Below are 25,978 nucleotides of genomic sequence, written 5' to 3' on the forward strand. Positions count from 1 at the left end.
ACGCGTCCAGCGCCCGCGTGCCCCCCTGACGAGCGCGGCGCCGCGACCTCTCCCCCCATGAACCCCACGGCCGTACACGCCGCGGCCAGGCGCCCGGCGAATCTCGCCCCTCGCGCGCCATTCCAGGACGCGACCCGGCGAGATCCCCCGCTCGCGCGCCATTTCCAGGCCCCCGCCGCGCGTGGATCCGGCTCGGAGGCTCGGAGGCGCGCCGCGCACCGCGCTGGCACCACGCTTGTTATGCCCTCCGCCCACCCGTGGGCCCGGGCAGCGCAAAGACTGTGTGCGTCCTCACGCCATGGCCGTTGTAGACATCATTTGTAGACGGAAAGGTGGCAGTATGAAGAATGCTATCCTGATCGCGATCCTGTGCCTCGGCGGGCTCGGCTGCGCAGATACGCAAGCTGGGGATGAGGGCGAGCAACCGTTGCTCACGTCCCGACAGCGCATCGTCGGCGGCGCTGTGGACACTGCGCACGCCTATGTCGTGGGCGTGGGCAATCGCGGCCGGGCGTACTGCAGCGGGACCGTGATCTCCCGGCGCACCGTGATCACGGCGGGACACTGCCACGGCGGGCTCACGCGGGTCTTCTTCGGCACGAACCTCGGGCGGCGCTCGGCGAGCGTGCAGGTCGAAACGTCGAGGCGCCACCCCGAGTACGACCCGGGCACCCTCCAGAACGACCTCACCCTCCTCAAGCTGGAGAGCGACGCGCCCGTGCAGCCTGCGCCGCTCCTGCGCGAGTCGATGGACAACAGCGGCTGGTACATCGGGCCGGACTACACCTTTGTCGGTTATGGCGTCTCCGACGGGGTCGCCGGGACGGGGTTCGGCATGCGGCGCGCCGTGGCGTTTCCCATCCTGGCGATCGGCCCCGCTCAGGTCGGCGGGACGCCGGGGACGATCGACGAGACCCAGTTCTATTACCAGGTCCCCGCCATGAACACGTGCGCCGGCGACTCCGGAGGTCCGGCGTTCCTCGTGCGGCGGGGCGTCGAGCGCCACGCCGGCGTGACGTCGTTCGGCGACGACCCCTGCACCCTCGACGGGGTGCAGGCGCGCACCGATTACGACCAGATCTCCCGGTTCATCCAGCCGACGATCGACGAGTTCGAGGCGGACAACCCATGCCGCGCGGACGGCCTCTGCGACGCATCTTGCGATGTCGGCCCCGATCTCGTCGACCCGGACTGCGCCGACCGCCACTGCGGCGCAGACGGGGTGTGCGCGCTCGCCTGCGTGTCCCCGCCCGACCCGGATTGCGCACTCGGCGACGATGGAGCGGAGGAGTGATCAGGGCGTGTACGAGGGGTCCGCCGGGTCGCTGCCGGCGCCCCGCTCGTCGCCGTCGAGGAAGCCGTCCTCGTCGCGATCGATGCCGGCGCGGTAGCCCGAGCCTGGCGGCGTGCACGTGTATGTCAGCGGGCGCCCCGTCGCGAGCGCGATCTGGCGGAGCACGGCGTCCGGGATCGGCGGCAGCGCCAGCCGGTCGGCGGCGAACTTCCCGGCGCCGGTGTAGAGAAAGCCGATCTCCTGCAAGATCACGTGGCTCTTCGCGATGAGGTCGCACTCGCCCGCATTGGCCCGCTGGATCAGGAGATCGACGCGCGGCCCGGCGGCGGCCTGGTTATCCCAGCTCAGGGTCACCTGCTGGCCGACGATCGGCGCCAGGTTCGAGTCGAAGGCGAGGAGGAACGCCTCGAGCTGCCGGCGGACCGCGTCGCCCGCCGGCGAGTCCGGCAGGCCGTCGGGGTTGTCGGGGAAGGTGCCAAACTGGTTCGTGAAGCCCGTGAACGGCGAGAACCCCATCCCGCGGAAGAACCGGAACAGCGTATCGAAGCTCCCGTCGTGCAGGAAGCCGAACCCCCGCACCTGATCTCCCTTGTGCGCGTTGTCGCCCGGCAGGATGCCGAAATCCGGGGCTTCCATCCCGAACATCCCGACCTTCTGGTACAGGTTGCGCAGGTGCGGCGTCTTCATGAGCTGCGGCTGGAAGTCGAACGTCATGTTGCCGTCGGTGCCGAAGAAGCCGGGCCTGTCCGTGCCGGGGTTGCTGTCCGGGTCGAGGACGTGGCAGCCGTTGCAGATGGCCGTCCCGTCCAGGTTGCTGTCGAAGAAGGTGTCGCGCCCGGCTTGCTGATCCGGCGTGAGCGCGTTGTCCAGGCGGCGGATCGGGTTGGGCGGATACGTCACCTGGAGGATGAAGTCCGCGAACGCCTCCATGTCGGCGGCCGGGATCGGGCCGCTCCGGCCGAGCAGGTCGGTGAAGCCGGCCTGGAACTTCCGGAACGCGGCGCGCTCGTCGTACGAGCCGCTGTCCGGCTGGACGGTCGGGGCGTCGTTGCCGCCCGTGCGATCGCCGCGCCAGTGCATGGGCCCGTGGTTCGCCATGCCGCGCAGGCTCTGGGTCGTGGTCGGGCCCTTCATCGGGTGGAACTCCTGCGCCATCGGCTGCTGCGTGAACAGGTTGAGCAGCGGGCCGACGAACGGGCCCGGGTTGGTCGTGACCGCCGCGTCCGGATTGCCGAGATCCCACCCGAGGCTGTCGAAGTCGCCGAAGATATGGCAGCTCGCGCACGAGGAGTCGCCGTGCGCCGAGCTCGATCGCGCGTCGTAGAGGAACCTCCGCCCGAGCGTGACGCTCGGCGGCTCGGGGCTGTACATCGCGACGTGCGCCGTCTCGGCGCCGGTGGCGGTGTCGATGATCGAGATGGCGTTGTCGAAGCGGGTCAGGACGAACAGCTGGCCGCGCGCCTCGTCGAGCGCGAGGCCCGACGGGCCGCCGCCGCTCACCTCGATGTGGTCGGCCGCGTCGGGCACGAACGTGTCGGCCTCGAGCGCGGCCGTGCTGAACACGCCGATCTTGCTCGAGCCGAGCGCGGCCACATAGAGCGTCGCGCCGTCGCTCGTGACGGCCATGTCGACCGGCTGGGCCAGGCTCGCCTCGCTCTCCGCGTTCGGCGTCGGGGCGCAGCAGACCGAGTAGTCGATGTGCTTGTTGAGGTGCCGCGGGGCGACGCGCGGCGCGCCGCTCTGGCGGAGCACCGTGATCCGGCTCTCGTGCAGGTGGCCCCGCAGGCTCTGCCCGGCGAAGGCGCCCGGGCCCTCGAACCGCTGCTCGTTCCTCGCGTCGGTGTTGGAGACGTAGACCTTCCCGTTCGCCGGGTTGACGACCATGTTGAAGAGGATCGTCCCGACGCCGGTGAAGACCCCCGAGGGCCCGGCGACGGGCCGCGGGGGGCTCGCCATCGCGTCGATGGCGAACACGTCCTTGTCGGGCAGCGAGAGCTTCACCCGGTAGTCCCAGGGGTTGCCGAGCTCGTCGACCCAGTGCGCGCCGTCGAACTTGACGATGAGGCTGACCGGGGGCGCCGGGTCGCCGTCCGCGTTGGTGGCCGGGCCCGGCGCGCTCTGGTCGGGCACGAGCAGCTCGGTGATGACGGTGGTCTGGTTGCCCGAATGGAAGCCGGCGGCGTAGACGCGGGCGCCGTCGGGCGTGGCGGCGAGCGCGCGCGGCGTGTCCGTGAAGAGGGTGAGGATGGTGAGCGGCGCGCCCCCGAGCGACGTGCCGAGGTGGTTCGCGTCGAACACCCAGACGTCGGCCCGGCCCACGCCGGGCGTCGTGAGCTGCGGGTCGTTCGGGTTGTTCTGGCCGCGGTGCGCGGCCGTGATGAAGGCGCGGCGCCGCCCCGGGCCGGCAAACACGATGTCTCGCGGCTCGTCGCCGACGAGCAGCGTGCGCTCGACGCGGCCGCCGTGACCGCCGGGGGAGAGCTGGACGACGCTCACGCTGTCCGACAGGTGGTTCACGACCCATACCTCCGTGTCGCTCCGCGCCGCCACGGCGACCGGCTCGAGCCCGACCGGGATCGAGCTCCGGTGGACGAGCGCGCCGTCGCGCACGCGGAAGACCTCGAGGCGGCCGTCCGGCGTGTTGAGCGCGAACAGCAGATTTCCGCTGGGAGACAGCGCGAGCGGGCGCACCTGCCCGCTCTCGAAGAGCGTGGTTGAGCCGGCCAGCGAAGGAGCGCTGGACGCGAAGACGGTCGTGGCCGCCGCGGCGGACAAAAATCCGGCGGCGACCCTTCGCAGAGCGAACGGTGACTTCATGGGGCCTCCTCGAGCAAGCGACTTCAGGGAGCGATCGGAGATCGGGCGATCATCAATCGATTAACACAACCACGCTCCCTTGAGATCCACGAATCGGCGCGAATGTTTCAATGTTGAAATGTGTGCGCCGTCCCACGCGCGTTCCGGCCTTCGAGGTCGCGGCGCGTCACGGGGCAAACGTCGAATCCCTGCGCCGCGGAGCGCGGCGTGCGCGGCGGTGGGCTCGGCGGGCCAGCGTTCGACAAGACGGCGCGGCGTGACGGGCGCCGGCGCCGGAGCGCTGGCGGGCGCAGGAGGGGGGCTGGAAGGACGAGGGAGAGGCGGTCGGCGCCGGAGGGGTCGACGACGCCTGAGCGGGGTGCGAGGGCGGGGGGGCGCTACTTCTTTCCCGTCACGTACCGGATGCCGCCGCGCTCGGCGCCCATATCGAGCGCGCCGGTGCGGCGGAGCGCGATGCCGCGGGGCGCGTTCGCCCTGAGGTCGTCGAGCTGGCCGATCATGGCGACGATCTCCGGCGCGCCGTGCCGCCTCGCAAAGGCCACGAGCGGGCACTCGCGCGCGCCGGAGGCGAGGCGCGCGCCGGCGTCGCTGACCTTGTCGAAGCGGGAGCCGCCCGGCGAGCCCGGGGCCACGCTCTTCATGATCAGGCGCCGCGCGGGCTCCAGCCGGAACACCATATCCATCGCGGCGCCGAGGAGCGGGCTCCGGTCCAGCTGCTTGCGGTAGAACGCGAGCAGCATGTCCTCGGCGAGGCGCAGGGCCGGCCCCCGGTCCACACCGAGGTCGTGCAGGAGCGCCTGGTAGATCGCGAGCACCGGCGGGCCGAGCTCGAAGAGCTTGCGGCTCATGCTGCTCTGGAACTCAGGTATCGTCGCCTCCAGCGCGAGATACCTCTCCTTGGCGTGCGTGTGGAGCTCCGCAGCGCACTCTTCGCCGAGCTCGCGAGTCGCGACGAATCGGCTTTCCCTGAGGATCTGAGCAAGACGTTCGGACGGCGACGACATGCTCATAAATTACCACACGCGGCGAAGCGGCGAGAACCATCCTTCGAATTTTTCCCGGCGAAAACGGGCACTCGCGCTGGCCTGACTGGCCGGCCAATGGGCCATTGAAATGGCCGGCCAGTCCGGCCAGCCGGGGCGGCGGGCTCGGCGGGTCAGCCGGACTACGCGTCAGCCGTCCGCGCTGCCAGACCGGCATCGAGCCCAGCGCGATCGGAGGAGTTCCGCCCGGACGCAATATGCGCTGCGGAGTCCCGGGTCTCCGGACTGGGCCTCTGGTGGAACGAGACGGAAATCGTTCGGCAATACGCCGGGACGGCTCCGGGCCGCGCCCCACCGGTGGAGCGCGGCCGGCGGGGCAGCGCTACGCGGTCGCCGGCCCCCACAGGCCGGGCACGCGCGTCCCGCACGCCGGGCACGCGCCGCCGGAGAGGAGGACCTCCTGCGTCTCGTAGTTGAACCGCCGCACCACGACCTCGTAACAGCTCGGGCAGCGGGTGTGCGAGAGCTCGCGCACGCGGTCGGCCACGTTGCTGACGTAGACGTACCGCATGCCGCGCGCGTACGCGACGCCGGCCACGTCCACGAGGAACGCCGGGTCGGTCGTCAGGCGATCGCGCATCTTGTAGCGCGGGTAAAAGGCGTTGAGGTGCCAGGGGATGTCGGGATCGACGCGGGCGATCTCGGCGCCGAGGGCGCGGAGGCCGTCCGCCTTGTCGTTGAAGCCCGGGACGACGAGCGTCACGACCTCCACCCAGTAGCCGAGGCGGCGGGCTTCGCCGATCGCCGCGAGCACCGGCTCCACGCGGCCGCCGAGCGTCCGGTACTGGTCGGCGCTCCACCCCTTCAGGTCGACGCGGAACACGTCGGTGACCGGGCGCATGTACGCGAGCGCCTCGGGGGTCGTGTTGCCGTCCGAGATGAGCGCCGTGACGAGCCCCCGCCGCCGCGCCTCGGTGAACACCGCGCGCGCCCACTCGGCCGTGATCATCGGCTCGTTGTAGGCGCTGGCGAGGACCCCGCAGCCGGCGGCGACGGCCGTCTCGACCAGATCCGCGGCGCTGATGTCGATCGGCTCGCCGTCGCCCTCGGGCTCGCGCAGCGCCTGCGAGACCTTCCAGTTCTGGCAATAAGGACACCGCAGGTCGCACCCGAACATCCCGAAGGTGAGCGACCGCGCGCCGGGGCGTACGTGGAAGATCGTGTTCGTCTCGACCGATCGCACGTAGTGGCGAGCGACGTAGCCGAACGGGACGCGGAGCTCGCCGTCCTGCTCGAAGCGGATCCCGCACGCGCCCGCGCGCCCCGGCGAGAGGACGCAGCGGTGCGCGCAAGCGGTGCACCGGAGATACCCCTCTTCGGGCCCTCGTTCGTAGAGCTCGCCGGGCACCGTGCGGCGGGCGAGCTTCGCCGTGAGCGGCTCGCCGGGCGCGCCGCCCACGACGGGCGCGACGGGGGCGCGCTCGCCGCCGGCGCAGCCCGCGCCCGCGTCGGCGGGGGCGCGCTCGCCGGCGGGCGCCGCTCCGCGCACGAGGTCCTCGACGCGGACGTGCGGGCGGCAGCCCGGGTCGAGCGGATCGCCCGTCGCTGCTTCCGGGGCGCTCTGGCCGTTCGTCTCCATGGGGAGGCGCCCATCCTCGCATCGACGCCGCGAAAGACAAGGGCCGGCGCCCTGGACGAACGGTCAGGCCGGCAGCGCGCCCGCGCCCTCGGCGAGCCTGGCGAGCTCGTCCTCGCCGAGCTCGCGCTCGCCGGCGAACGCGATCCCCACGACGGCGCGCACGCTCGCCGAGGCGTCGCGCACCGGCAGGGCCACCGCGGCCTGCGCCGCGACCGCCCTGGCGCCCGGCCGCACGTCGCCGGAGGTGTCCGTCTGCAGGTTGCACGTCTGCACGGGCTGGCCGCGCTCCCAGGCGAGCCCGGCCATGCCCTTGCCGCGCGGGACGAGGCGCGTGATCTCCTGCACCTTCTCCGGGATGTTCACGGCCGCGGCCAGCGCGAGCGCGTCGCCCTCGACGAGGTGCACCGTCCCGGCGATGCCCCCGTTCTCGGCGACGAAGCTCCGCAGCCACGGCTCGAACGACGCTTGGCGCGCATGCATGCCCGCACCCTCGACCGGCGCGGCGCGCGCGTCAATCGCGAGGACCCGGGCGGGGCGGTCCGTCGGACGGGGGCTCTCGCGCGCTCACGCCTCCTCCTTCGCGCGCTTCGGCCAGCGCACGAAGAACGTCGCTCCCTCGCCGGGGCGCGACGTGACACCCACGCTCCCGCCGCGGCTCTCCACGGCCTTCTTCACGACCGAGAGCCCGATCCCGGTGCCCTCCACCTTGTCGCGCGACTCGAGCGTCTGAAACAGGTCCCAGATGCGACCATGGTACTCGGGCGCGATGCCGGGCCCGTTGTCCGTGACGGCGAACTCGTAAAAGGCCCCGGCGTCCTTGCAGGTCACCTCGACCCGCGGATCGCTCCGGCGCGCGTGCTTCAGGGCGTTGCTGATGAGGTTCTGAAACACCTGCTGCATCGGGACGCGCTCCGTGAGGATCGTCGGCATCCCGGGGGCGATCTCGATCCGGGCGCCCGCCGGCGGCGAGAGCAGCTCGACGACCTCGGCGAGCAGCTGGCCGGTATCGACGCTGACCGTGTCGCCGCGCACGCGCCCCGCCCGCGAGTAGTGGAGGATCCCGTCGATGAGCGCCTCCAGGCGGCGCACCCGCCCGCGCAGGAGGTGAATCTGCTCCTGCGTCTCGTCATCCATCTTTCCCGTGAGCGACTCCTCGATCCACTCCGACAGGTTCGCGATCCCCCGGAGAGGCGCCTTGAGGTCGTGCGAGGCGACGTAGGCGAACTGATCGAGCTCCTGGTTCGTCTTCGCGAGCGCGGCGATGAGCTCCTCGCGGTGCTGGCTCAGCTGCTCGATGCGGCGCCGCGCGAGCACCTGATCGGTCACCTCGAAGGCGACCACCATGACGCCCGTGACGGCGCCGGACGGGTCGCGGATGGGCTGCGCGACGTAGTTGAAGAAGGCGTCGCTCGCCACGCCCCCGCGCACGATAGGGATGTTCAGCTCGATGATGTGCAGCGGCTGGCCGCTCTTCAGCGCACGATCCAGGGTCGCGATCACCTCGTGCTCGCCGAGCTCCGGGAACACGTCGCGCACGCTCTTGCCGACGATCTCCGGCCGGCCGACCATCTCGCAGTACGGCGGGTTCGCGACCTCGTAGACGTGCTCGGGGCCGACGAACACCGCGATGGGGACCGGCGCCTGCATGAAGAGGTCGTACAGCTTCTCGCGCTCGCGCTCGGCCGCCGCCCGCAGGCGCGCGATCTGGAGGTGCGTCGCCACCCGGGCGACGAGCTCGCGCGCGGAGAACGGCTTCGCGAGGTAGTCGTCCGCGCCCGCCTCGAGCCCCTCGACCCGCGACTCCTCGCCCGCGCGGGCGGAGAGCATGATCACCGGGACGCTCCTCGTGCGCTCCTCGGCGCGCAGCGCGCGCAGCAGGCCGAACCCGTCGAGGTTCGGCATCATCACGTCGGTGAGCACGAGATCCGGCGGGCACGCGCGCGCCGACTCGAGCGCCGCGACGCCGTCGGCGACCGCCTCGACCGTCCACCGATCGCGCAGCACGCGCCCGACGTAGTCGCGCATGTCGGCGTTGTCGTCCGCGAGGAGGATCCGCGCCGCCGGGCCCGCCGCGAGCGCGGCGTCCACCGGCGAGGTCAGCCCCGCCGGCGCGAGCGGAGCGACGTCGTTGTCGGGCTCCGCCCCGGGCAGCCAGCGCAGCGCCTCGTGCACGAAGGGCGCCGCGCCCGTCGCCGTCGACACGAGCGTCCGCCGGGCGTTCACGCGGTCCTGCGGGAGGTGCGAGGTCCCGAGGGGAATGGAGATCGTGAACGACGTGCCCTCGGCGACCTTGCTCGCGACCTGGATCGTCCCGCCGTGCAGCCGGACGAGCTCGTGGACGAGCGCGAGCCCGATCCCGGACCCTTCGTGGGTGCGGGACCGCGCCCCCTGGACGCGATGGAACCGCCTGAACAGGTGCGAGAGCTCGTGATCCGGGATGCCCGTCCCCGTGTCCCTCACGGTGAGGTCGACGCGACCGCCGTGAGCGCGGAGCGAGAGCGCGATCGTGCCCTCGAACGTGAACTTGAGCGCGTTCGAGAGGAGGTTGAGCACGATCTTCTCCCACATGTCGTGATCGACATAGACGGGCTCGGACAGCGGCGGGCAGTCGACCTCGAACGCGAGGCCCGCCCGCTCCATCGCGGAGCGGAAGGCGCTGGCGAGGTCCGCGGTGAGCGCGGACAGGTCGGTCGGCTCGTAAGACGCCTGGATCCGGCCCGCCTCGATGCGCGAGAAGTCGAGCAGCGCGTTCACCAGCTTGAGGAGGCGGACCGCGTTGCGGTAGGCGGTGTCGAGATCGGCGCCCGACAGGCTCCGTTTCGAGGATGCGAGCGCGTCCTCGAGCGGCCCGAGCATCAGCGTGAGGGGCGTGCGGAACTCGTGGCTCACGTTGCTGAAGAAGGTCGTCTTCGCGCGATCGAGCTCGGCGAGGGCCTCCGCCCGCCGCCTCTCTTCCTCGTAGGCCTGCGCGTTGGCGATGCCGGCCGAGATCTGGCCGGCCGCGAGGTGGAGGAAGCCGCGGTAGTTGTCGTCGAGGAGGCGGAACGGATTCAACCCGACGATCAGGACCCCCGCGCGCCCGGTCTCGCCCGACGGGGAGATCGTGAGCAGGGCGGCCTTCGCCGGCGGCCTCGGCCACGCGCCGGTCGGGAGATCCCGGAGGTCCGGCGGCAGATCGACGACCCGGCAGGCCTCGTGCCCGCGCAGCACCTCGGCCACCGGCCAGAGCGACTCCTCCGCGAGCGCGATCGTCTCCGGGGCCGCGGCGTGGCCGCGCGCGATCCCGGTGGTCCCGGCGAGCTGCATGCGCTGCTTGTCGGCGTCGACGACATAGATGAGCGCGAACGGGATATCCTTGGCGTCGGTCGCGAGCGAGCGCGCGCTGTGCGCGCACGCGTCCTCCCACGTGCGCGCGTTCGCGGTCTGCGCCGCGAGGTCGCGGAGGAGCGCCAGCTGCCGCTCCCCGATGATGCGCTGCGTGTCGTCGGTGTTGGCGCAGATGATCCCGCCGGTCCCGCCCTGATCGTTCGGCACCGGGCTGTAGGAGAACGTGTAATACGTCTCCTCCTGGTAGCCGTGCCGCTCCATGATGAGGAGGAGCGCCTCGTCGTAGGTGCCCTCGTCGCGGCGCATCGCCGACGCGGCGCGCGGCCCGACCTGGCCCCAGATCTCGCGCCAGACCACGGACGCGGGCTGCCCGAGCGCCTCGGGGTGCTTGCCGCCGACGATCGACTTGTAAGCGTCGTTGTAGAGGTTGATGAGCGCGTCGCCCCACCAGACGAACATCGGCTGGCGCGAGGTCAGGATGATGCGCACGCACGTCTTCAGGCTCTGCGGCCACGACGCGACCGGGCCGAGCGGCGTCGTCGACCAGTCGATCGCGCGCATGCGGGCGCCCATCTCTCCTCCGCCGGCGAGCACGGCGTGGGCGTCCGCGCGATCGGGCGGCGGGCCCTCCTGCTTGAGCGACATGGCTCCTTGTAGCGTGGGGAAGGTGGCCGGAGAAGAGCAGAAAGGCCGGTGCGCTCCGGGTGAGACGGCGGCCCAGTGCGGCGAACGGGGCAGCCGCGCTACGCGCCCTCGTCCTCGGGCGGCGGCGCGTCGAGGACCTCGCGGAGCGCCCGGCGCACGACGTCGGGCGCGTAGCCTTGCCGCGCCAGGAACGCGTAGAGCTTCTGCCGCTGTTCCATCGAATCGAGGCCAGAGAGGGAGCGAAGCTTCTTGCGCGCCGCCCGCTCGGCGACGGCGAGCTCATCCGTCCCCTCGTCGGCCATGACCCGCCGGATCGCCGCCTCGGCCACGTCGCGCGCGACGCCCTTCCGGGCCAGGTCCTGCTCGATCCTGCGGCGCGAGCGCGGCTTGCCCACGATGCCGGAGCGGGCCTTCGCCTCGGCGAAGCGCGCGTCGTCGAGGAGCCCATTCGCCGAGAGCCGCGCGATCGCGGTCGCCACGTGCTCCCGGGGCTCGCCCTTCTCGATGAGGCGCTTCTCCAGCTCCCTGGCCGACCGCGCCCGGAACGACAGGAGCCGCAGCGCCCGGTCGTAGGTCTTCTGCTCGCCCGCGGCGGCCTTCCGGGGCGGCTCCGCCGCGGCGGCGGCGCTGTCCTGCCCGGGCGCGAGGCCCGCGGCGCTCGCCTCGGGGACGGTGGCGAAGGCGACCCCGTCGACAAGGATGACGACGTGGCCTGGCTTGTCCGGCGAGGGGACGATCCCCGTGATGATCGGCATGCGCGGGAGCACGATGGCGCAGCCCGCGCGGGCCGCAAGCGCGCTTCGGCCCGGAGCCCGGTGGGCCCGGAGACCGCCGCGGTCCGGTAGGCCCCGGCGACCGCCGCGGCCAGCCGCCCGGTGACCGGTCGCTCGGCGGTCGCGTCAGGGGTCGAGCACGAGCACGCCGAACGCCTCGGGGACATGGAAGTTCGGCTTGCTCGTGCGGGGAGGGCTCCACGCGAGGTAGCGCCGCGGCTCCTTGCCCTCCATCCGGTAGAGGTTCATGGGCAGCCGCGCGTTCGGGGCGAGCGCCTTCACGATCTCCGGCGCCGCGAGCAGCGCCTCGATGACCGCCGTGCGCTCCTCCGCGCTCTGGCGCGCCGCGATCCTCGCGCCGCTCGACCACGCCGTGTCTTCCAGGCGCGCGCCGCGGTCGACGGCGATATCGAAGAAGTGACCGAACGGCCCTATCTCCACCTCGAAGTACCGCTTCGGCGCGCCGGGATCCGGCGTCAGGAACAGCTCGATGCAGTCTTCCCTGTAAAGCCCCTTCCGCTCCTCGCCGACCGGCTTCGATCGATCCGTGTTGAGCCCCGCGTTCGAGAGCTCGAAGAGGGCGTGGAGCCCCGCCTCGGACCAGAGGAAGCGCGCCCGCGTGGGGAACCCGGTGCGCTCGCCGGCGTAATCGGTGTCCCACGCGACGGCCGTCGCGCGGCCCCAGGCCGGGTCGTCCGCCTTGCCGTCGAGCACGACCCGCTCTCCGGGCGGGAGCCGAGCCGCGCGCGCCTCCGGCTTCGCCGGGCCCGCGGCGGTCCCGCCGTCTGGCGCGGCGGTCCCGCCGTCTGGCGCGCCCCCGGGCGCCGCTCGCGGGGGCGGCGCGGGCTCCGACCCCCTCGCGGGCCCGCCGCCCGGCAAGGGCGCTTGCCCGGGCTCCCAGTCGAGCCGGAAGGGCGCCATCGCCTTGTAGTGGACCGGCCTCGGGGTCTTCAGGAGGTCGGCGCCGTCTCCCGCGATCGACGTCGTCTTGAGATCGAGCCCGAAGCGCTTCGCCGCCGCGTCGATGAGCGGCGATGTCCGGTGGCCGCCGAGCTCGCGCGCGAGCGCCGGGCTGTTCCACACGCCGAGGAGCTCGGCCACCACCCGGTCGACCCGCACCGGGTTCGTGCCGCCGACCGCCACCATCTCCGCGGTGGGGCGCAGGACCTGGAAGCCGTCGCCGCCCATCGCCGGCGCGCCGTCGCCGAGCACGGCGTCCGGCGTCGAGATCTCGAGCACGTCGACCATCCGCTCGGCGAAGACGCGGAGCGACGACAGGTAGAGCGCGCGGTCCTCCTGGCCGGCGGCCTTCGCGTCCAGGTAGGGCTTGAGCTCGCGGTGCATTCGCCACTTCTGCTTGTAGGCCGGCGCGCTGTCCGACAGCATGACCGTGCCCTGCATGCCCTTGATGCCGGCCGAGATGACCGAATACCGGTGCATCTTGAGCCGCGGGAGCGACAGGAACAGCCCGCGATCGAGGTGCTCGGCGAGCACCTTGGGCATGAGCAGCGTCGGGACGTGGCTCGCCTCGATGCCGCGGATCGCGAGGGGCTTTCCGGGTTTGCCGCCGGCGACGTCGAAGACCCCGTCGTCGTCCATGGCGACGAGCGCGGCGCCCTCCTCGGCGGCCATCGCCTCGTAGCCGGTCCGCTGGACGAGATCCTTCCAGAACTTGTGCGAGTGGCCGCATCCCTCGGCGATCGTGATCTTCGTGTGCCCGCGCGCCTTGAGGCACTGGACGACGCCGCGGACGAATTCCGGCTGCGTGATGCGGCCGGTCACGCCGTCGTCTCCCTTGTGCTTCGCCGGGTCCTTCACGCTGTCGAACCCGCAGAGGTTCGGCTTGAGGAGCACGGGAGTCTCCGCGGGCCGGCGGGGCACCACCGCCTCGCAGATGCGCTTGCCGAGCTCCAGGGGACCCTGGCCGCGGAGCACGGTGACGGGCGAGCCGTCGGCCTTGAGGCGCTCGACGTGCCGCTTCCGGAGGGCGGCGCCGTCGATGCTGTCCGACGCGATGACCGAGGGGCCGGGGTCGTACCGCAGCGAGGCGCCCGCGACGACGTCGCTCGACGCGGCGGGCACGGCCGTGGGCACGGCCGGGTGCGCGGAGGCGGCGGCGAACGAGGAGGCGCTCGCCGCCGGCGCGGGCGCGGCGACCGAGGCCGGCGGCGCCGCGTCGGGCGCTGGCTGCGCGGCGGCGGGCCCGCCGTCGCCGGGGCCGCCGGCCGGCTGGGGCTGCGGGTCCTCGCAGCCCGAGAGCAGGGCGAGCAGCGCCGGGAGCGCCGCGATCGCGCGGGAAGACCGCCGTGCTCGGCGGCCGTGGAACGTCGGTATCCGGTTCATCCTCGCGAGCACGATGGAGCGAAACGGCGCCCGGGTGAAGGCAGAACGTCGAGGGGCTCGCGCCTCGCCGCGCGGTCGCCGGGGGCGTGCCTGGAACCGCGCGCGGGATGGATGGATGAACGATGACGCCCGCTCCGGCGACCGACCCGGCGGGGCGACGTGCAAGGTGGGAAGGGATCCGCCGCCCGGATGCGTACAGAGGACGAGCCTCGATTCCTTGTCGTCCGGAAGCCGCGCTGCCGTGACGGCGCGATCGGAGGCGCGGCTTCCCCTGCCATGACAGCCGCCGCGCCGCGCGCGGCGGGGCCTGGGGCTCTCTTGACGACCCTTCCTGGAGGAACCGATGAAATCCCGCTTTTCTACGTGCTCAATCCTGCTCGTGGCATCCCTGCTCTCGCTGTCCGCGTGCGGCGACGACGGCGGCGACAGCGATGGCGGGGGCGCCGCCTGCGGAGAGTTCGCGGCGTGCGGCGGGGACCCGACCGGATCGTGGACCATCGAGGAGACGTGCCTCGACCCCTCGATGTTCGCGGAGCTCACCGAGACCTGCGACGCGACGATCGATATCAGCGGCGTCGAGATGGTCGGAACGGCCGAGTTCAAGCCCGACAGCACCTATGTCACGACATCCACGATGGAAGGGCCCATGAAGATCGTGTACCCGCCGTCGTGCCTGACCATGGAGGGCGTCACGATCACGTGCGCGCAGCTCGATGCGACCATGCAGGAGCTCCTGGCGCAAGGCGCCGCGTCCTTCTCCTCGGCGTCGTGCGTAGCCGCGGGCGCGGGCTGCGCGTGCACCCTGGTCCTCGAGGGGACCACCACGACGGGGGCGGGCACCTGGTCGGTCTCGGGCTCGAGCTTGACGGTCCAGGCGGACGGCGAGGCGGCGCAGGAGGTGCCGTTCTGCGTGGAGGGATCCTCGCTCACGATGGCCATCCAGGCCGGGGAGGAAGGCGGCGCTCCGGGGACGGGGAAGAGCTACATGCGGCTCACGAAGCAGTGAGCCGCGGCGCGCGCGGGAGCCGCTCCAGGCCGCCGCCGTGCTCCGCTCACGCGGAGCACGCCTGCAGCGGCCGCGCGACGGAGAGCCCCGGGACGAGCCCCTCGATGCGCGCCCGCTGCCGCCTCGTCAGCTCGCCGAGGGCGCGGATCAGGGCGAGATCCTTTTGCTTCGCCTCCACGAGGATCGCCACCTCGCGGCCGTCCGACGCCGCCGCGACCTCCTCGCAGAAGCGGAGCAGCCCGCGCCCGGTGATGTGCTCGGCGTGCGCCCCGGCCAGCTTGCCGTTGCACTGCTCGCTGTAATGGAGCTCGGGCACCCGATCGGCCGGCCAGCTGCGGAGGGCGCGCTCGAGCTCCACCTCGAACGGCGCGCTCCGCGGGTTCGCGGCCCAGTGCAGGTTGTCGAACACGATGGGCACCTCGCCCCCGGTGGCCTCGAGCAGCTCGGGCACCGTCCAGCAGCGCTCGTCGTTCTCGAGCGCGAGCCGCGCGAGCGCCGGCGGCGCGAGCCGGGCGATGCCCGCCCGCAGCCGGGCGGCGGTGCGCTCGCGATCGCCGTGGACGCCGCCGCCGTGCAGGGTGATCGAGCCCTGCGCGCCGAGCAGATCCATCACCCAGCCCTGGTCGTTCATGACCGCGAGCGAGTTCATCAGCACCTCCTCGTGCGGTGAGGAGAGCACCACGAACTGGCTCGGATGATTCGACAGGTGCACGCCGCCCCGCTCCGCGGCGCGCCGGACGGAGCGCAGATCCGGCACCAGCATGCGCGCCCCCGGCGCGATGTCGAGCAGCGGGAAGAGGTCGCTGGAGATGCGGTGCGCCGTGAAGCCGAGGCCGGTCGAGTGCGCCACGGACCGCCGGACGTACTCGGCGTTGTACCTGTAGATCGGCGTGAGATCGACCAGGCCCTTCAGATAGCGCCCGAGCTGGGCGGTCTTCAGCGAGGGCTCCGGCATTCCGAGCGACTGACAGACGTAGCCGAGTCGAATCATGGCGACAGGGTGTGTCGTCCACGAATCGCCGGCATCGGGGTCGCCGCGATTTTATTCCATGCTGTCGGCTGCCGAGCCCCGCGGGGCTGCCCGGGAGCTCCTTTGCCGCGCCGGGGCGCGAAGGCCCGTGGGACGATCGCCGTCCGCGCCGACGGAATGGCGTCCGCCGGGTTCGTCTGCTTCGCGGCGTGCTCCGTCGGGCTCGGCGGCCCCGGAGGCGCACGGCGTGGGCGCCGGCGGCGCCGCGGCGGCGGGAGCGGGCAGGTCGCGCCGGGACGAGCGGCGTCGTTCCTGTTGACCTCGCCGGGCGTGAATCGTCTAGTCTCGACGCTCGCTCCTCTCCGAGCGCGCGTGGCGCTGCGCCGCCTCATGCCGCGTTCGATCCGGCGACGGAGCGCACCAGCCAGGCATCACGTCGAATCACGGGTCCTCGTCCAGCGAAATCGTCCGTTCCGACCTTGATTCGACCGGCGGAGCCGTGGCTCCCCATCGAGGTTGACCATGCCCCACGTGCGGATTTTCTTCCTCCTCGGTCTCACCATCTTCCTCGCGGCTTGCTCGAGCGACTCCCCCGGGGATACCAGCGGCGGAGCACCCCTGTGCGGGACGGGGCAGACATTGTGCGGCGATGTGTGTGTCGACCTCGCCACCGACGCGGCCCACTGCGGGGCGTGCGACGTCTCGTGTGAGGAGGGGCAGCTCTGCGATGGGGCGGGGGAGTGCGCGGTGTCGTGCCAGCGCGGGCTGGTCGCGTGCGACGGGACGTGCATCGATCCGGACACGGACCGCGATCACTGCGGTGCGAGCGGCGATTGCACCGGGAGCGACGCGGGCGTGACGTGCGCGGCCGGGGAAATCTGCAGCGGCGCGGGGCGGTGCGAGCTGTCGTGCCAGAGCGGGCTCGTGGCGTGCGGCGGGACGTGCATCGACCCGGACACGGACCGCGACCATTGCGGGGCGAGCGGCGATTGCACCGGGAGCGACGCGGGCGTGGCGTGCGCCGACGGGGAGATCTGTAGTGGCGCGGGGCGGTGCGAGCTGTCGTGCCAGAGCGGGCTCGTGGCGTGCGGCGGGACGTGCGTCGACCCGGACACGGACCGCGACCACTGCGGTGCGAGCGGCGATTGCCGCGGAAGCGACGCGGGGGAGGTGTGCGCGGCCGGGGAGATCTGCGATGGCGCGGGGCGGTGCGAGCTGTCGTGCCAGAGCGGGCTCGTGGCGTGCGACGGGACGTGCATCGACCCGGACACGGACCGCGACCACTGCGGTGCGAGCGGCGATTGCGACGGGAGCGACGCGGGGGTGGCGTGCGCCGACGGGGAGATCTGTAGTGGCGCGGGGCGGTGCGAGCTGTCGTGCCAGAGCGGGCTCGTGGCGTGCGACGGGACGTGCATCGATCCGGACACGGACCGCGACCACTGCGGTGCGAGCGGCGATTGCGACGGGAGCGACGCGGGGGTGGCGTGCGCGGCCGGGGAGATCTGTAGCGGCGCGGGTCGGTGCGAGCTGTCGTGCCAGAGCGGGCTGGTCGCGTGCGGCGGGACGTGCATCGACCCGGACACGGACCGCGACCATTGCGGGGCGAGCGGCGATTGCACCGGGAGCGACGCGGGGGTGGCGTGCGCGGCCGGGGAGATCTGCAACGGCGCGGGGCGGTGCGAGCTGTCGTGCCAGAGCGGGCTCGTGGCGTGCGGCGGGACGTGCATCGACCCGGACACGGACCGCGACCACTGCGGTGCGAGCGGCGATTGCACCGGGAGCGACGCGGGCGTGGCGTGCGCGGCCGGGGAGATCTGCAACGGCGCGGGGCGGTGCGAGCTGTCGTGCCAGAGCGGGCTGGTCGCGTGCGACGGGACGTGCGTCGACCCGGACACGGATCGCGACCATTGCGGGGCGAGCGGCGATTGCACCGGGAGCGACGCGGGCGCGATCTGCGGCGCGGGCGAGATCTGCACCCACGGCGCCTGCGAGGCCTCGTGCGCGCCGCCGCTCGTCGCGTGCGGCGGGGCGTGCGTCGACCCGTCGACCGATGAGACCTACTGCGGCGCAACCGGCGACTGCGCGGGGGTCAGCGCGGGCGCGACGTGCAGCGCGGGCGAGGCGTGCGTCGCGGGGGCCTGCGCGAGCGCGGACGCGAGCCTCTCCGGGCTCGCGGTCTCCAGTGGAGCGCTGAGCCCGGCCTTCGATCCGGGGTCGAAGCTCTATGTCGTGTCCGTCGAGGATCAAATCGCCTCGATCGAGGTGACGCCGACGGCGTCGGCCGAGGGGGCCACCATCGCGGTCAACGGGATCGCCGTCGCCTCCGGGAGCGCCTCGCCGCCGATACCGCTGATCGAGGGCGGGAGCACGGCGATCACCATCGAGGTGACCGCGCCGAGCGGGGACGTGACGAGCTACGGCGTGGTGGTCCTCCGCGGCGGGGTGGCCTCGGCGTACCTCAAGGCGTCCAACACGGACCCAGGAGACCAGTTCGGCTTCGCGGTCGCGCTCGACGGGAACACGCTCGCCGTGTCCGCGCTCGAGGAGGGCAGCGCCGCGACCGGAGTCGATGGGGACCAGACCGACAATTCGAAGCGCAGCGGCGCCGTGTACGTGTTCGTGCGGGACGGCGGCTCCTGGGTCCAGCAGGCGTACCTGAAGCCGAGCACCGCCGACGAGAACGATTACTTCGGTTACAGCCTCTCCCTGTCCGGGGACACCCTGGCGGTCTCCGCGCGGGGCGAGGACAGCAGCGCCACGGGCGTGAACGGCAATCAGGCGAACAACGGCGCGCCGGGCTCCGGGGCCGTGTACGTCTTCCGATCCAGCGGAGGGGTGTGGTCTCAGGAGGCTTATCTCAAGGCCTCCAACACGGAGGCGCAGGATCAGTTCGGCTACGCGGTGGCGCTCGCGGGAAACACGCTCGTCGTGGGCGCGCCGACCGAAGATGGCAACGCCACCGGCGTGAACGGAGGGCAGGGGAACGGCGCGTCGCAGGCCGGGGCTGCCTACGTGTTCACGCGCGCCGGGACGACCTGGACCCAGCAGGCGTATCTGAAGGCGTCGAACACCGGCGCGGGCGACGCGTTCGGCACCAGCGTCGCGATCTCCGGGGACACGCTCGCGGTGGGCGCGACCGGCGAGGCGAGCGCCGCGACGGGCGTGAACGGCGCGCAGGCGGACAACGGTGCTCCCGGGAGCGGCGCCGTCTACGTGTTCGCGCGCGCCGGGACGACCTGGGCCCAGCAGGCGTACCTGAAGGCGTCGAACACCGGCGCGGGCGACATGTTCGGCGCGAGCGTCGCGATCTCCGCGCACGTCCTCGCGGTGGGCGCGACCGGTGAGGCGAGCGCCGCGACGGGCGCGAACGGCGCGCAGGCCGACGACAGCGCGCCCGGGAGCGGCGCCGTCTACGTGTTCACGCGCAGCGGGACGAGCTGGTCGCAGCACACCTATCTCAAGGCCTCCAACGCGGAGAGCGGCGACGCGTTCGGGGCCTCGGTCTCGATCGACAACGATTTCCTCGCCGTGGGCGCGCCAGGCGAGGACAGCAGCTCCGCGGCGTGGGGCTGGCTCGAGTCGGACAACGGCGCTCCCGGGAGCGGGGCGGCGTACCTGTTCGAGCGCTCCGGCGGCGTGTGGTCTCAGGACGCGTACATCAAGGCGTCGAACACCGGGGCACTGGACGCCTTCGGGGCGCGCCTCGCCCTGTCCGGCACGACGCTCCTCGTCGCCGCGGCCTCGGAGGACAGCAGCGCCACCGGCGTCGACGGCGACGGGGCGAACGACGCGGCCGACGGCAGCGGCGCTTGCTACACGGCGAGCTGGTAGCCGCGACGATCGCCCGCGGGAGCGCTCTCACTATCCCCGAGAGCCCATCGCGGGCTTCTACACGCCTCTAAATCTCTCCGTCTCCGAATCTTTGCGCTCTTTTTTTGCGCCTTCGCGCCTTTGCACCTTTGCGTTGAATTCTCATCTCCAAGGCTCGACGGCTCCAGTCCTTCGCTTCCCCCGCGAACCGGAGCTCCCCACCACCGCCGCTCAGCGCCGATCCAGCCCCACGATCCGGTCGAGCAGCCCCCGGTCGAGGCTCGACTCGACGGCCGTGGCGAGCCGGTCGTACTCCTCGTGCCGGCTCGGGATCGCCGGCTCCCCCGCGGGCGCGGCGAGCCCCCGCCGCGCGCGCAGGGCCGCGAGGAGCGACCGCCGGAGCCCGTCGTTCTCGAACAGCCCGTGGATCATCGTGCCCACCACCGCGCCGTCCGCCGACACCGCCCCGTCGAGCGCCGCCTCGGCCCGGCCGCTCCTCGACCGGATCGCGAACGCCGCGCGCGCGCCGCCCCCCCGCTCCACCTGCCCCATGTGGATCTCGTAGCCGCTCAGCTCTCCCGCCCCCCCGCTCGCTCCCTCTCCGCCCGCTCCCTCTCCGCTCGCTCCCTCTCCGCCCTCTCCATCGCCCCCCGCGCCGAGGAACGACCTCCCCGCGATCCGCGCCCGCACCTGCGCCGTCGTCTTGGTCCGCTCGAACCGCGTCCACACGTCGAGCAGCCCCAGCCCCCGCGCCGACGGCTCGGCCGACTCGACGCCCTCCGGATCCTCGATCGCCCCGCCGAGCATCTGGCAGCCGCCGCAGATCCCGAGCGTCCACCCGCCCCGCCGCGCGCGCGCCGCCACCGCCTCGGCCAGGCCGCTCTCGCGCAGCCACGCGAGATCGGCCATCGTGCTCTTCGTCCCGGGGAGCACCACGAGATCCGCCGCGCCGAGCTCGTCCGGCCGCTCGATGAACCGCACCACCACGCCCCGCTCGTGCTCCAGCGGCTCCACGTCGTCGTAATTCGAGATCCGCGGCAGCCGGACCACCGCGATGTCGAGCTCCCCCGGGCCCGCCGGCGCCCGCCGCCGCCGGCCCTCCAGCGACACCGAGTCCTCGTCCGCGATCCGCAGCTGCTTCAGGTACGGCACCACCCCGAGCACCGGGACCCCCGTCCGCGCCGTGAGCATCTCGAGCCCCGGCTCGAGCAGCTTGATGTCGCCGCGGAACTTGTTGATCACGAACGCCGCGACGCGCGCCCGCTCGTCGGGCTCGAGCAGCGCCATCGTCCCGACCAGCGCCGCGAACACCCCGCCGCGATCGATGTCGCCCGCGAGGAGCACCGGCGCGTCGGCGACGCGCGCGACGTGCATGTTCACGATGTCGCGGTCCTTCAGGTTGATCTCCGCCGGGCTGCCCGCCCCCTCGATCACCACGACGTCGTGCGCCTCCCGGAGCCGCCCGAGCGACCGGGCGATGATCTCCTTGAGCTCCCCCCGGTACGCGAAGTAGTCGCGCGCGTGCAGGCTCCCGATCGGCTTGCCGAGGACGACCACCTGCGAGCGCGAGTCCCCCTCCGGCTTGAGCAGCACCGGGTTCATGTCGACCGTCGGCGGCACGCGCGCCGCCTCGGCCTGCACCGCCTGCGCCCGGCCGATCTCGCCGCCGTCCACCGTCGCGAACGAGTTCAGCGCCATGTTCTGCGACTTGAACGGCGCGACCCGGAGCCCCCGCCGCTGGAACATCCGGCAGAGCGCCGTGCAGAGCAGGCTCTTGCCGACCGAGGACGCCGTGCCCTGCACCATCACCGTGAGCGCTGTCATCGCCAAAGCTCCTGTCCGAGGGAGGTCGCCGCCAGCGCGGCCGCCGCGAGCCCGGCGAAGAGCAGCGCCGCGAGCACCACGATCCGGCAGGCCTCGTCGATGAGCTCCCGCCGGAGCGGCTCGATCGCGTCGCCGAGCCGGTAATGGCCGCGCTTCTCGAGCTCGACCCGGAGCAGCCCCGCCATGGCCGCCATCGGCCGGCCCGCGTTCGGGCTCTCGGTGCGGCCGCCGTCGCGCCGGAGCACCAGGAGGCCGCGGCGCGCGTCGGCGCCGCGGAGCCAGCCGGCCGCGAGGAGCAGGAGCGCGGTGAGCCGCGCCGGCACGAAGTTCAGCGCGTCGTCGAGCCGCGCCGACGCCTTGCCGAGGTACTCGTAGCGGCCGTGGTAGCCGATCATCGCGTCGAGGGTGTTCACGGCGCGGTAGAAGAGCGCGCCCGGCAGCCCGAAGAGGGCGAAATAGAAGAGCGGCGCGACGAAGCTGTCCGACGCGTTCTCCGCGACCGACTCGACCGACGCGGCGACCAGCGCGGGCTCGTCGAGCTCCGACGGGTCGCGGCTGCAGAGGCTGCGCAGGGCGCCGCGCGCCGCGGGGAGGTCGCCGGCCGCGAGGGCGTCGCGCACGCCGAAGGCCGCGTCGCGGAGCGCGCGGAGGGCGAAGGTGGGCTTCAGAAGGAGCCCTGCCAAAGCGACGCCGAGGACCGGGTGCGGGGCGATCAGCGCGGTGGCGAAGGCGCCCAGCGCCGCGAAGAGGCAGGGCACGGCGAGGGCCATGAGCGCGCCGAAGAGGAGCTCGGCCGCGCGGCCGCCCCGCGGCGCGCGGCGCTTCAGCGCGCCGATGGCGGAGCCCATCCACACGACCGGGTGGACGGCGGCGGGCGGCTCGCCGCAGGCGAGGTCGAGCGCGACCGCGAGGAGCAGCGCCGCGGCGGCCGTCATCGCCCGTCCTCGCCGCCGACGAGCGCGACCGGCCCGGGGCGCAGGCGCAGGATCGCGCCCATCACGGCCACGTAGAGCTCGCTCGCCGAGCGGCCGAGCCGCTGGTGCGTGCGGCCGGCGAGATCGCGGAAGACCCGGCCGAGCCGGCTCTCGGGGACCACGCCCATGCCCACCTCGTTCGAGACGAGGACGACGTGGGGCGCCGCCGACTCGACGGCGGCCGCGAGCGCCTCGATGCGCGCCTCGATCCGCTCGGGCGCGCGGCCCTCGGTCTCGTCGCGGAGCAGCAGGTTCGAGAGCCAGAGGGTGAGGCAGTCGACGACGATCACGTCGACGCCGGTGAGCGAGGCGATGCGCTCCGGGAGCGCGACCGGCTCCTCGACGGTGACGAACGCGTCGCCGCGCTCGCGGGCGTGGGCGTCGATGCGCGCGCGCATCTCGTCGTCGAACGGCTCGGCGGTCGCGACGAAGGCGCGGCGCTCCCCGAGCGAGCGCCCGAGCGCCAGCGCGAACGCGCTCTTGCCGGAGCGCACGCCGCCGCCGACGAGCGCGACCCGCCGCGGCGCCGCGCCGCGCCGGGTCATCGCGCCCGCTCCTTGGTGGTGGCCCAATTTGCCCCGGAGTGATTCACATGAAGGCGGGAAGGCAGGAAGATCATTGATCTTTTCTTCCCGCCTTCCCGCCTTCATGTTCAAATCCGGCCACCACCCGCTCCTTCCGGTGCGCGGCGGCGCTCGCCACGAGCCCCTCGGGGACGAGCGGGTTCGAGGCCCAGTGTGCGTGCACGTAGGAGGCGAGGACGCCCTGCGCGCGGTACCCCTCGCGCGCGACCTGGCCGCCGCGCCGGCGCCGCACCGAGTAGGCGTGCTCGATCGGCAAGGGCGCCTCAGCGCCGGGCGAGGGTGGCGTCGCGGTCGCCGCGGGGCGGAGCTCGGAGTAGCGGAACTGGTGCCCGCGGAAGCGCAGCCCCGCGCCGCCGAGGATCGTGCGCGCCTGCGTCTCGACCTCGACGTAGCCGAGCGCCTGCAGCTTCTCGCACATCACGGCCTCGGCCGGCACGAGCCCGACCATGGGGTGCGCGCGGCCGTCGAGCGTGCGGATCGCCTCGGTCAGGTACATGAGCCCGCCGCACTCGGCGTAGATCGGGCCCCCGCCGCCGGCGAAGGCGCGGATCTCGGCGCGCAGGGCGGCGTTCTCGGTCAGGCGCTCCGCGTGCACCTCGGGGTAGCCGCCGCCGAGGTAGAGCGCGTCGACGTCGGGCAAGCGCGCGTCGCGGATCGGCGAGAACCGCACGAGCTCCGCCCCCGCCGCCTCCAGGCGGCGCAGGTTGTCCGCGTAGTAGAAGTGGAACGCCTCGTCGAACGCCACGCCGATGCGCGCCCGGCGCGGCGCTGCCCCGGCGGCGGCAGCGCCGGCCGTCGCCGCCGTCGGGTCGGATGCGGCCGGCGCGGCCGCCGACGTCGCCGCATCGGAGGCCGCCGGCAAGGCCGGAGCCCCGCGCGCGATCTCCAGCAGCGCGTCGAGCCCGATCCACGCCTCGGCCTGCGCGCCCCAGTGATCGAAGCGCTCCTCGGGGATCGCGGCCTCGTCGGCCGTCCGCAGGCCGAGGTGCCGCTCGGGGAAGCGCTGCGCCTGGTCGCGCGGCAAGCCGCCGATCACCGGCGGCGAGCGCTGCGCCTGTCGGAGGATGTCGAGGTGCCCCCGGCTGCCGACCTGGTTGCACACGACCGCCGCCACGCGGAGCGCCGGATCGAAGCCCGCGAAGCCCTGCACCAGCGCCGCGACGCTGCGGGCCATCCCGGACGCGTCGACCACGAGCGCGACCGGCGCCTCGAGCCACTTCGCGATCTCCGCCGTCGAGCCCTCCTCCCCGGTCGGGCTCGCCCCGTCGAACAGCCCCATCACCCCCTCGATCAGCGCCACGTCGGCGCCCGCGGCCTCCGCCGCGAACGTCGACAGGACCGCGTCCCGGCCCATCATCCAGCCGTCGAGGTTGTGCGACGTCCCGGCGACGGCGCGGCCGTGGTACGTCGGATCGAGGTAGTCGGGCCCGCACTTGAACAGGGCGACCCGGAGGCCGCGGGCGCGGAGCGCGCGCGCGATCGCCACGGTGGCGGTCGTCTTCCCGACGCCGCTCGCCGTGCCGGCGACGACGAGCCGGGGGATGGCCGGGGACATCAGAAATCGACTCCGATCTGGGCCTTCATCCCCTGGTCGAACGGGTGCTTCACCGGCCGCATCTCGGTCACCAGATCGGCGAGCGCGACCAGCGCGTCGGGGGCGTTCCTGCCGGTGATCACGACGTGCACGTGCGGGGGCCTCGCGCGCAGCGCCGCGAGGAGCTCGTCCTCCGCGATGAAGCCGTAGTGCAGCGCGTACGTGATCTCGTCGAGCACCACGATGTCCTGCTCGCCGCCCCCGATGAGCGCCGCGGCCTCCTGGAAGGCCGCGCGCGCCGCCGCCTTGTCGCGCGAGAGGTCGTCGCTCTCCCAGGTGAAGCCGCGCCCCATCACGAGGAAGGTCAGCCCGGGGAGCGTCTCGGCGAACAGGCGCTCTCCCGTCTTCCATTTCCCCTTGATGAACTGCACCACGGCGACGCGCATGCCCCGGCCGAGCGCCCGGAACACCATCCCGAGCGCGGCCGTCGTCTTGCCCTTGCCGTGGCCGGTATAGACGATGACGAGCCCTCGTCGGCCCGCCGCCGCCGCGCCCGCCCCGGCCCCTTGCTCCGCGCTCACGAGCCCTCCTCCGCCGGGCGGGGCGCGCGCGCCTTCTCGGCCTTGCGGAAGCGGTGGCTGAACTCCGGATCGTAGAGCCGCGAGTCGGCGAAATCCGTGGACGTGAGCACCCGGCCCACGAGGATCATCGACTGGCTCTTGATCCCCTCGGCCCGCACCTTCTCCCGGATGTCGGCGAGCGTGCCCGTCACGATCTTCTGATCGGGGCAGCTCGCCTTGTGCACCACGGCGACCGGGCAGTCGGCGCCGTAGGACGGGATGAGCGCCGCGGTCACGTCCTTGAGCAGGGTGATGCTGAGGAACAGGCAGAGCGTCGCCTGGTGGCGCGCGAGCTCCTCGAGCCGCTCGGCGGGCGGCACCGGCGTGCGCCCCTCGGCGCGCGTCAGGATCACGGTCTGCGAGAGCTCGGGCAGCGTGAGCTCGCGCCCGAGCGCCGCGGCGGCCGCGGTGAACGACGAGACGCCGGGGACGATCTCGTAGGGGATCCCGAGCGCCTCCATCCGGCGCATCTGCTCGGCCGTCGACCCGAACAGGACCGGATCGCCCGTGTGCACGCGCGCCACGTCGTGCCCCGCGTCCCTGGCCTCGACGAAGACCTCCACGATCTGGTCGAGGGTCATGCCCGACGAGTCGATGACCCGGGCGTCCGGCCGCGCGGACGCCACGATCTCCCGCGGGACGAGGGAGCCCGTGTACATGACGACCGGGCAGCGGGCGACGAGCTCGGCGCCGCGGACCGTGATGAGCCCGGGATCGCCCGGGCCCGCGCCGATGATGTAGACGCGCATGGGGGTTCTCTCCTCGTGTCGTGCGCCGGCGGTCGCGCCGGGGACTGCGGGCGCGCGAAGCTAGAGCGAACGCGCGGCGAACGCCA

17 protein-coding genes are annotated in these 25,978 nt (G+C 73.0%); 3 read left to right on the plus strand and 14 right to left on the minus strand.

Annotated elements, in window-relative coordinates; translation table 11 throughout:
- Positions 1 to 340: 340 nt before the first annotated feature.
- Positions 341 to 1,294: a S1 family peptidase gene (locus WMF26_RS02055; RefSeq protein WP_437998937.1), complete on the plus strand. Its 954-nt coding sequence runs from the start codon at positions 341 to 343 to the stop codon at positions 1,292 to 1,294.
- Here the strand turns inward: WMF26_RS02055 and WMF26_RS02060 are convergent, their stop codons facing one another.
- The 7 genes from WMF26_RS02060 to WMF26_RS02090 form a co-directional block, all read right to left on the minus strand.
- Positions 1,295 to 4,111 carry a YncE family protein gene (locus tag WMF26_RS02060; protein WP_437998938.1) on the minus strand — a complete coding sequence of 939 codons (2,817 nt, stop codon included), beginning with the start codon at positions 4,109 to 4,111 and terminating at the stop codon, positions 1,295 to 1,297.
- Positions 4,112 to 4,488: 377 nt separating this feature from the next.
- Positions 4,489 to 4,959, minus strand: coding sequence for a hypothetical protein (locus WMF26_RS02065; RefSeq protein WP_437998939.1), 471 nt, complete (start codon positions 4,957 to 4,959; stop codon positions 4,489 to 4,491).
- 517 nt (positions 4,960 to 5,476) lie between these two features.
- Positions 5,477 to 6,733, minus strand: a complete 1,257-nt coding sequence (locus WMF26_RS02070) for a radical SAM protein (protein WP_437998940.1) — start codon at positions 6,731 to 6,733, stop codon at positions 5,477 to 5,479.
- Between the two features lie 63 nt (positions 6,734 to 6,796).
- Complete coding sequence (locus WMF26_RS02075) at positions 6,797 to 7,213, minus strand: GAF domain-containing protein (RefSeq protein ID WP_020465086.1); 417 nt, start codon at positions 7,211 to 7,213, stop codon at positions 6,797 to 6,799.
- A gap of 84 nt (positions 7,214 to 7,297) precedes the next feature.
- Positions 7,298 to 10,705: an ATP-binding response regulator gene (locus tag WMF26_RS02080; protein WP_437998941.1), complete on the minus strand. Its 3,408-nt coding sequence runs from the start codon at positions 10,703 to 10,705 to the stop codon at positions 7,298 to 7,300.
- A gap of 98 nt (positions 10,706 to 10,803) precedes the next feature.
- The gene (locus tag WMF26_RS02085; RefSeq protein ID WP_437998942.1) at positions 10,804 to 11,460 is read right to left on the minus strand and encodes a regulatory protein RecX; all 657 of its coding nucleotides are present in this window, start codon (positions 11,458 to 11,460) and stop codon (positions 10,804 to 10,806) included.
- Positions 11,461 to 11,604: 144 nt separating this feature from the next.
- Positions 11,605 to 13,821 (minus strand): DUF362 domain-containing protein, encoded by a 2,217-nt coding sequence (locus WMF26_RS02090; RefSeq protein WP_437998943.1) that lies wholly within the window; start codon positions 13,819 to 13,821, stop codon positions 11,605 to 11,607.
- Between the two features lie 379 nt (positions 13,822 to 14,200).
- On the opposite strand from WMF26_RS02090, the gene WMF26_RS02095 reads away from it, so the two are divergent.
- The gene (locus WMF26_RS02095; protein WP_437998944.1) at positions 14,201 to 14,827 is read left to right on the plus strand and encodes a hypothetical protein; all 627 of its coding nucleotides are present in this window, start codon (positions 14,201 to 14,203) and stop codon (positions 14,825 to 14,827) included.
- Between the two features lie 46 nt (positions 14,828 to 14,873).
- Here WMF26_RS02095 and WMF26_RS02100 read toward each other — a convergent pair whose 3' ends face one another.
- On the minus strand, positions 14,874 to 15,818 hold the full coding sequence (locus WMF26_RS02100) for a hypothetical protein (protein ID WP_437998945.1): 945 nt from the start codon (positions 15,816 to 15,818) through the stop codon (positions 14,874 to 14,876).
- A gap of 501 nt (positions 15,819 to 16,319) precedes the next feature.
- Here WMF26_RS02100 and WMF26_RS02105 point away from each other — a divergent pair.
- Positions 16,320 to 19,628, plus strand: a complete 3,309-nt coding sequence (locus tag WMF26_RS02105; RefSeq protein WP_437998946.1) for a cadherin-like beta sandwich domain-containing protein — start codon at positions 16,320 to 16,322, stop codon at positions 19,626 to 19,628.
- 210 nt (positions 19,629 to 19,838) lie between these two features.
- Here WMF26_RS02105 and WMF26_RS02110 read toward each other — a convergent pair whose 3' ends face one another.
- The 6 genes from WMF26_RS02110 to cobM all read right to left on the minus strand — a co-directional run bounded on the left by WMF26_RS02110 (position 19,839) and on the right by cobM (position 25,892).
- Complete coding sequence (locus tag WMF26_RS02110; protein WP_437998947.1) at positions 19,839 to 21,431, minus strand: cobyric acid synthase; 1,593 nt, start codon at positions 21,429 to 21,431, stop codon at positions 19,839 to 19,841.
- Positions 21,428 to 22,366, minus strand: a complete 939-nt coding sequence (gene cbiB / locus WMF26_RS02115; protein WP_437998948.1) for an adenosylcobinamide-phosphate synthase CbiB — start codon at positions 22,364 to 22,366, stop codon at positions 21,428 to 21,430. The genes WMF26_RS02110 and cbiB overlap by 4 nt, the downstream gene beginning before the upstream one ends.
- Positions 22,363 to 22,950 (minus strand): bifunctional adenosylcobinamide kinase/adenosylcobinamide-phosphate guanylyltransferase, encoded by a 588-nt coding sequence (gene cobU / locus WMF26_RS02120; protein WP_437998949.1) that lies wholly within the window; start codon positions 22,948 to 22,950, stop codon positions 22,363 to 22,365. Before cobU ends, cbiB begins: the two co-directional genes overlap by 4 nt.
- A 70-nt stretch (positions 22,951 to 23,020) precedes the next feature.
- Positions 23,021 to 24,544, minus strand: coding sequence for a cobyrinate a,c-diamide synthase (locus WMF26_RS02125; RefSeq protein WP_437998950.1), 1,524 nt, complete (start codon positions 24,542 to 24,544; stop codon positions 23,021 to 23,023).
- Positions 24,544 to 25,104, minus strand: a complete 561-nt coding sequence (gene cobO, locus WMF26_RS02130; RefSeq protein WP_437998951.1) for a cob(I)yrinic acid a,c-diamide adenosyltransferase — start codon at positions 25,102 to 25,104, stop codon at positions 24,544 to 24,546. Before cobO ends, WMF26_RS02125 begins: the two co-directional genes overlap by 1 nt.
- Positions 25,101 to 25,892 carry a precorrin-4 C(11)-methyltransferase gene (gene cobM / locus WMF26_RS02135; protein WP_020465100.1) on the minus strand — a complete coding sequence of 264 codons (792 nt, stop codon included), beginning with the start codon at positions 25,890 to 25,892 and terminating at the stop codon, positions 25,101 to 25,103. The genes cobO and cobM overlap by 4 nt, the downstream gene beginning before the upstream one ends.
- Between the last annotated feature and the right edge of the window lie 86 nt (positions 25,893 to 25,978).

Origin of the sequence: Sorangium sp. So ce185 (assembly GCF_051526825.1) — a bacterium.
GTDB classification, from domain to species: domain Bacteria; phylum Myxococcota_A; class Polyangia; order Polyangiales; family Polyangiaceae; genus Sorangium; species Sorangium cellulosum_D.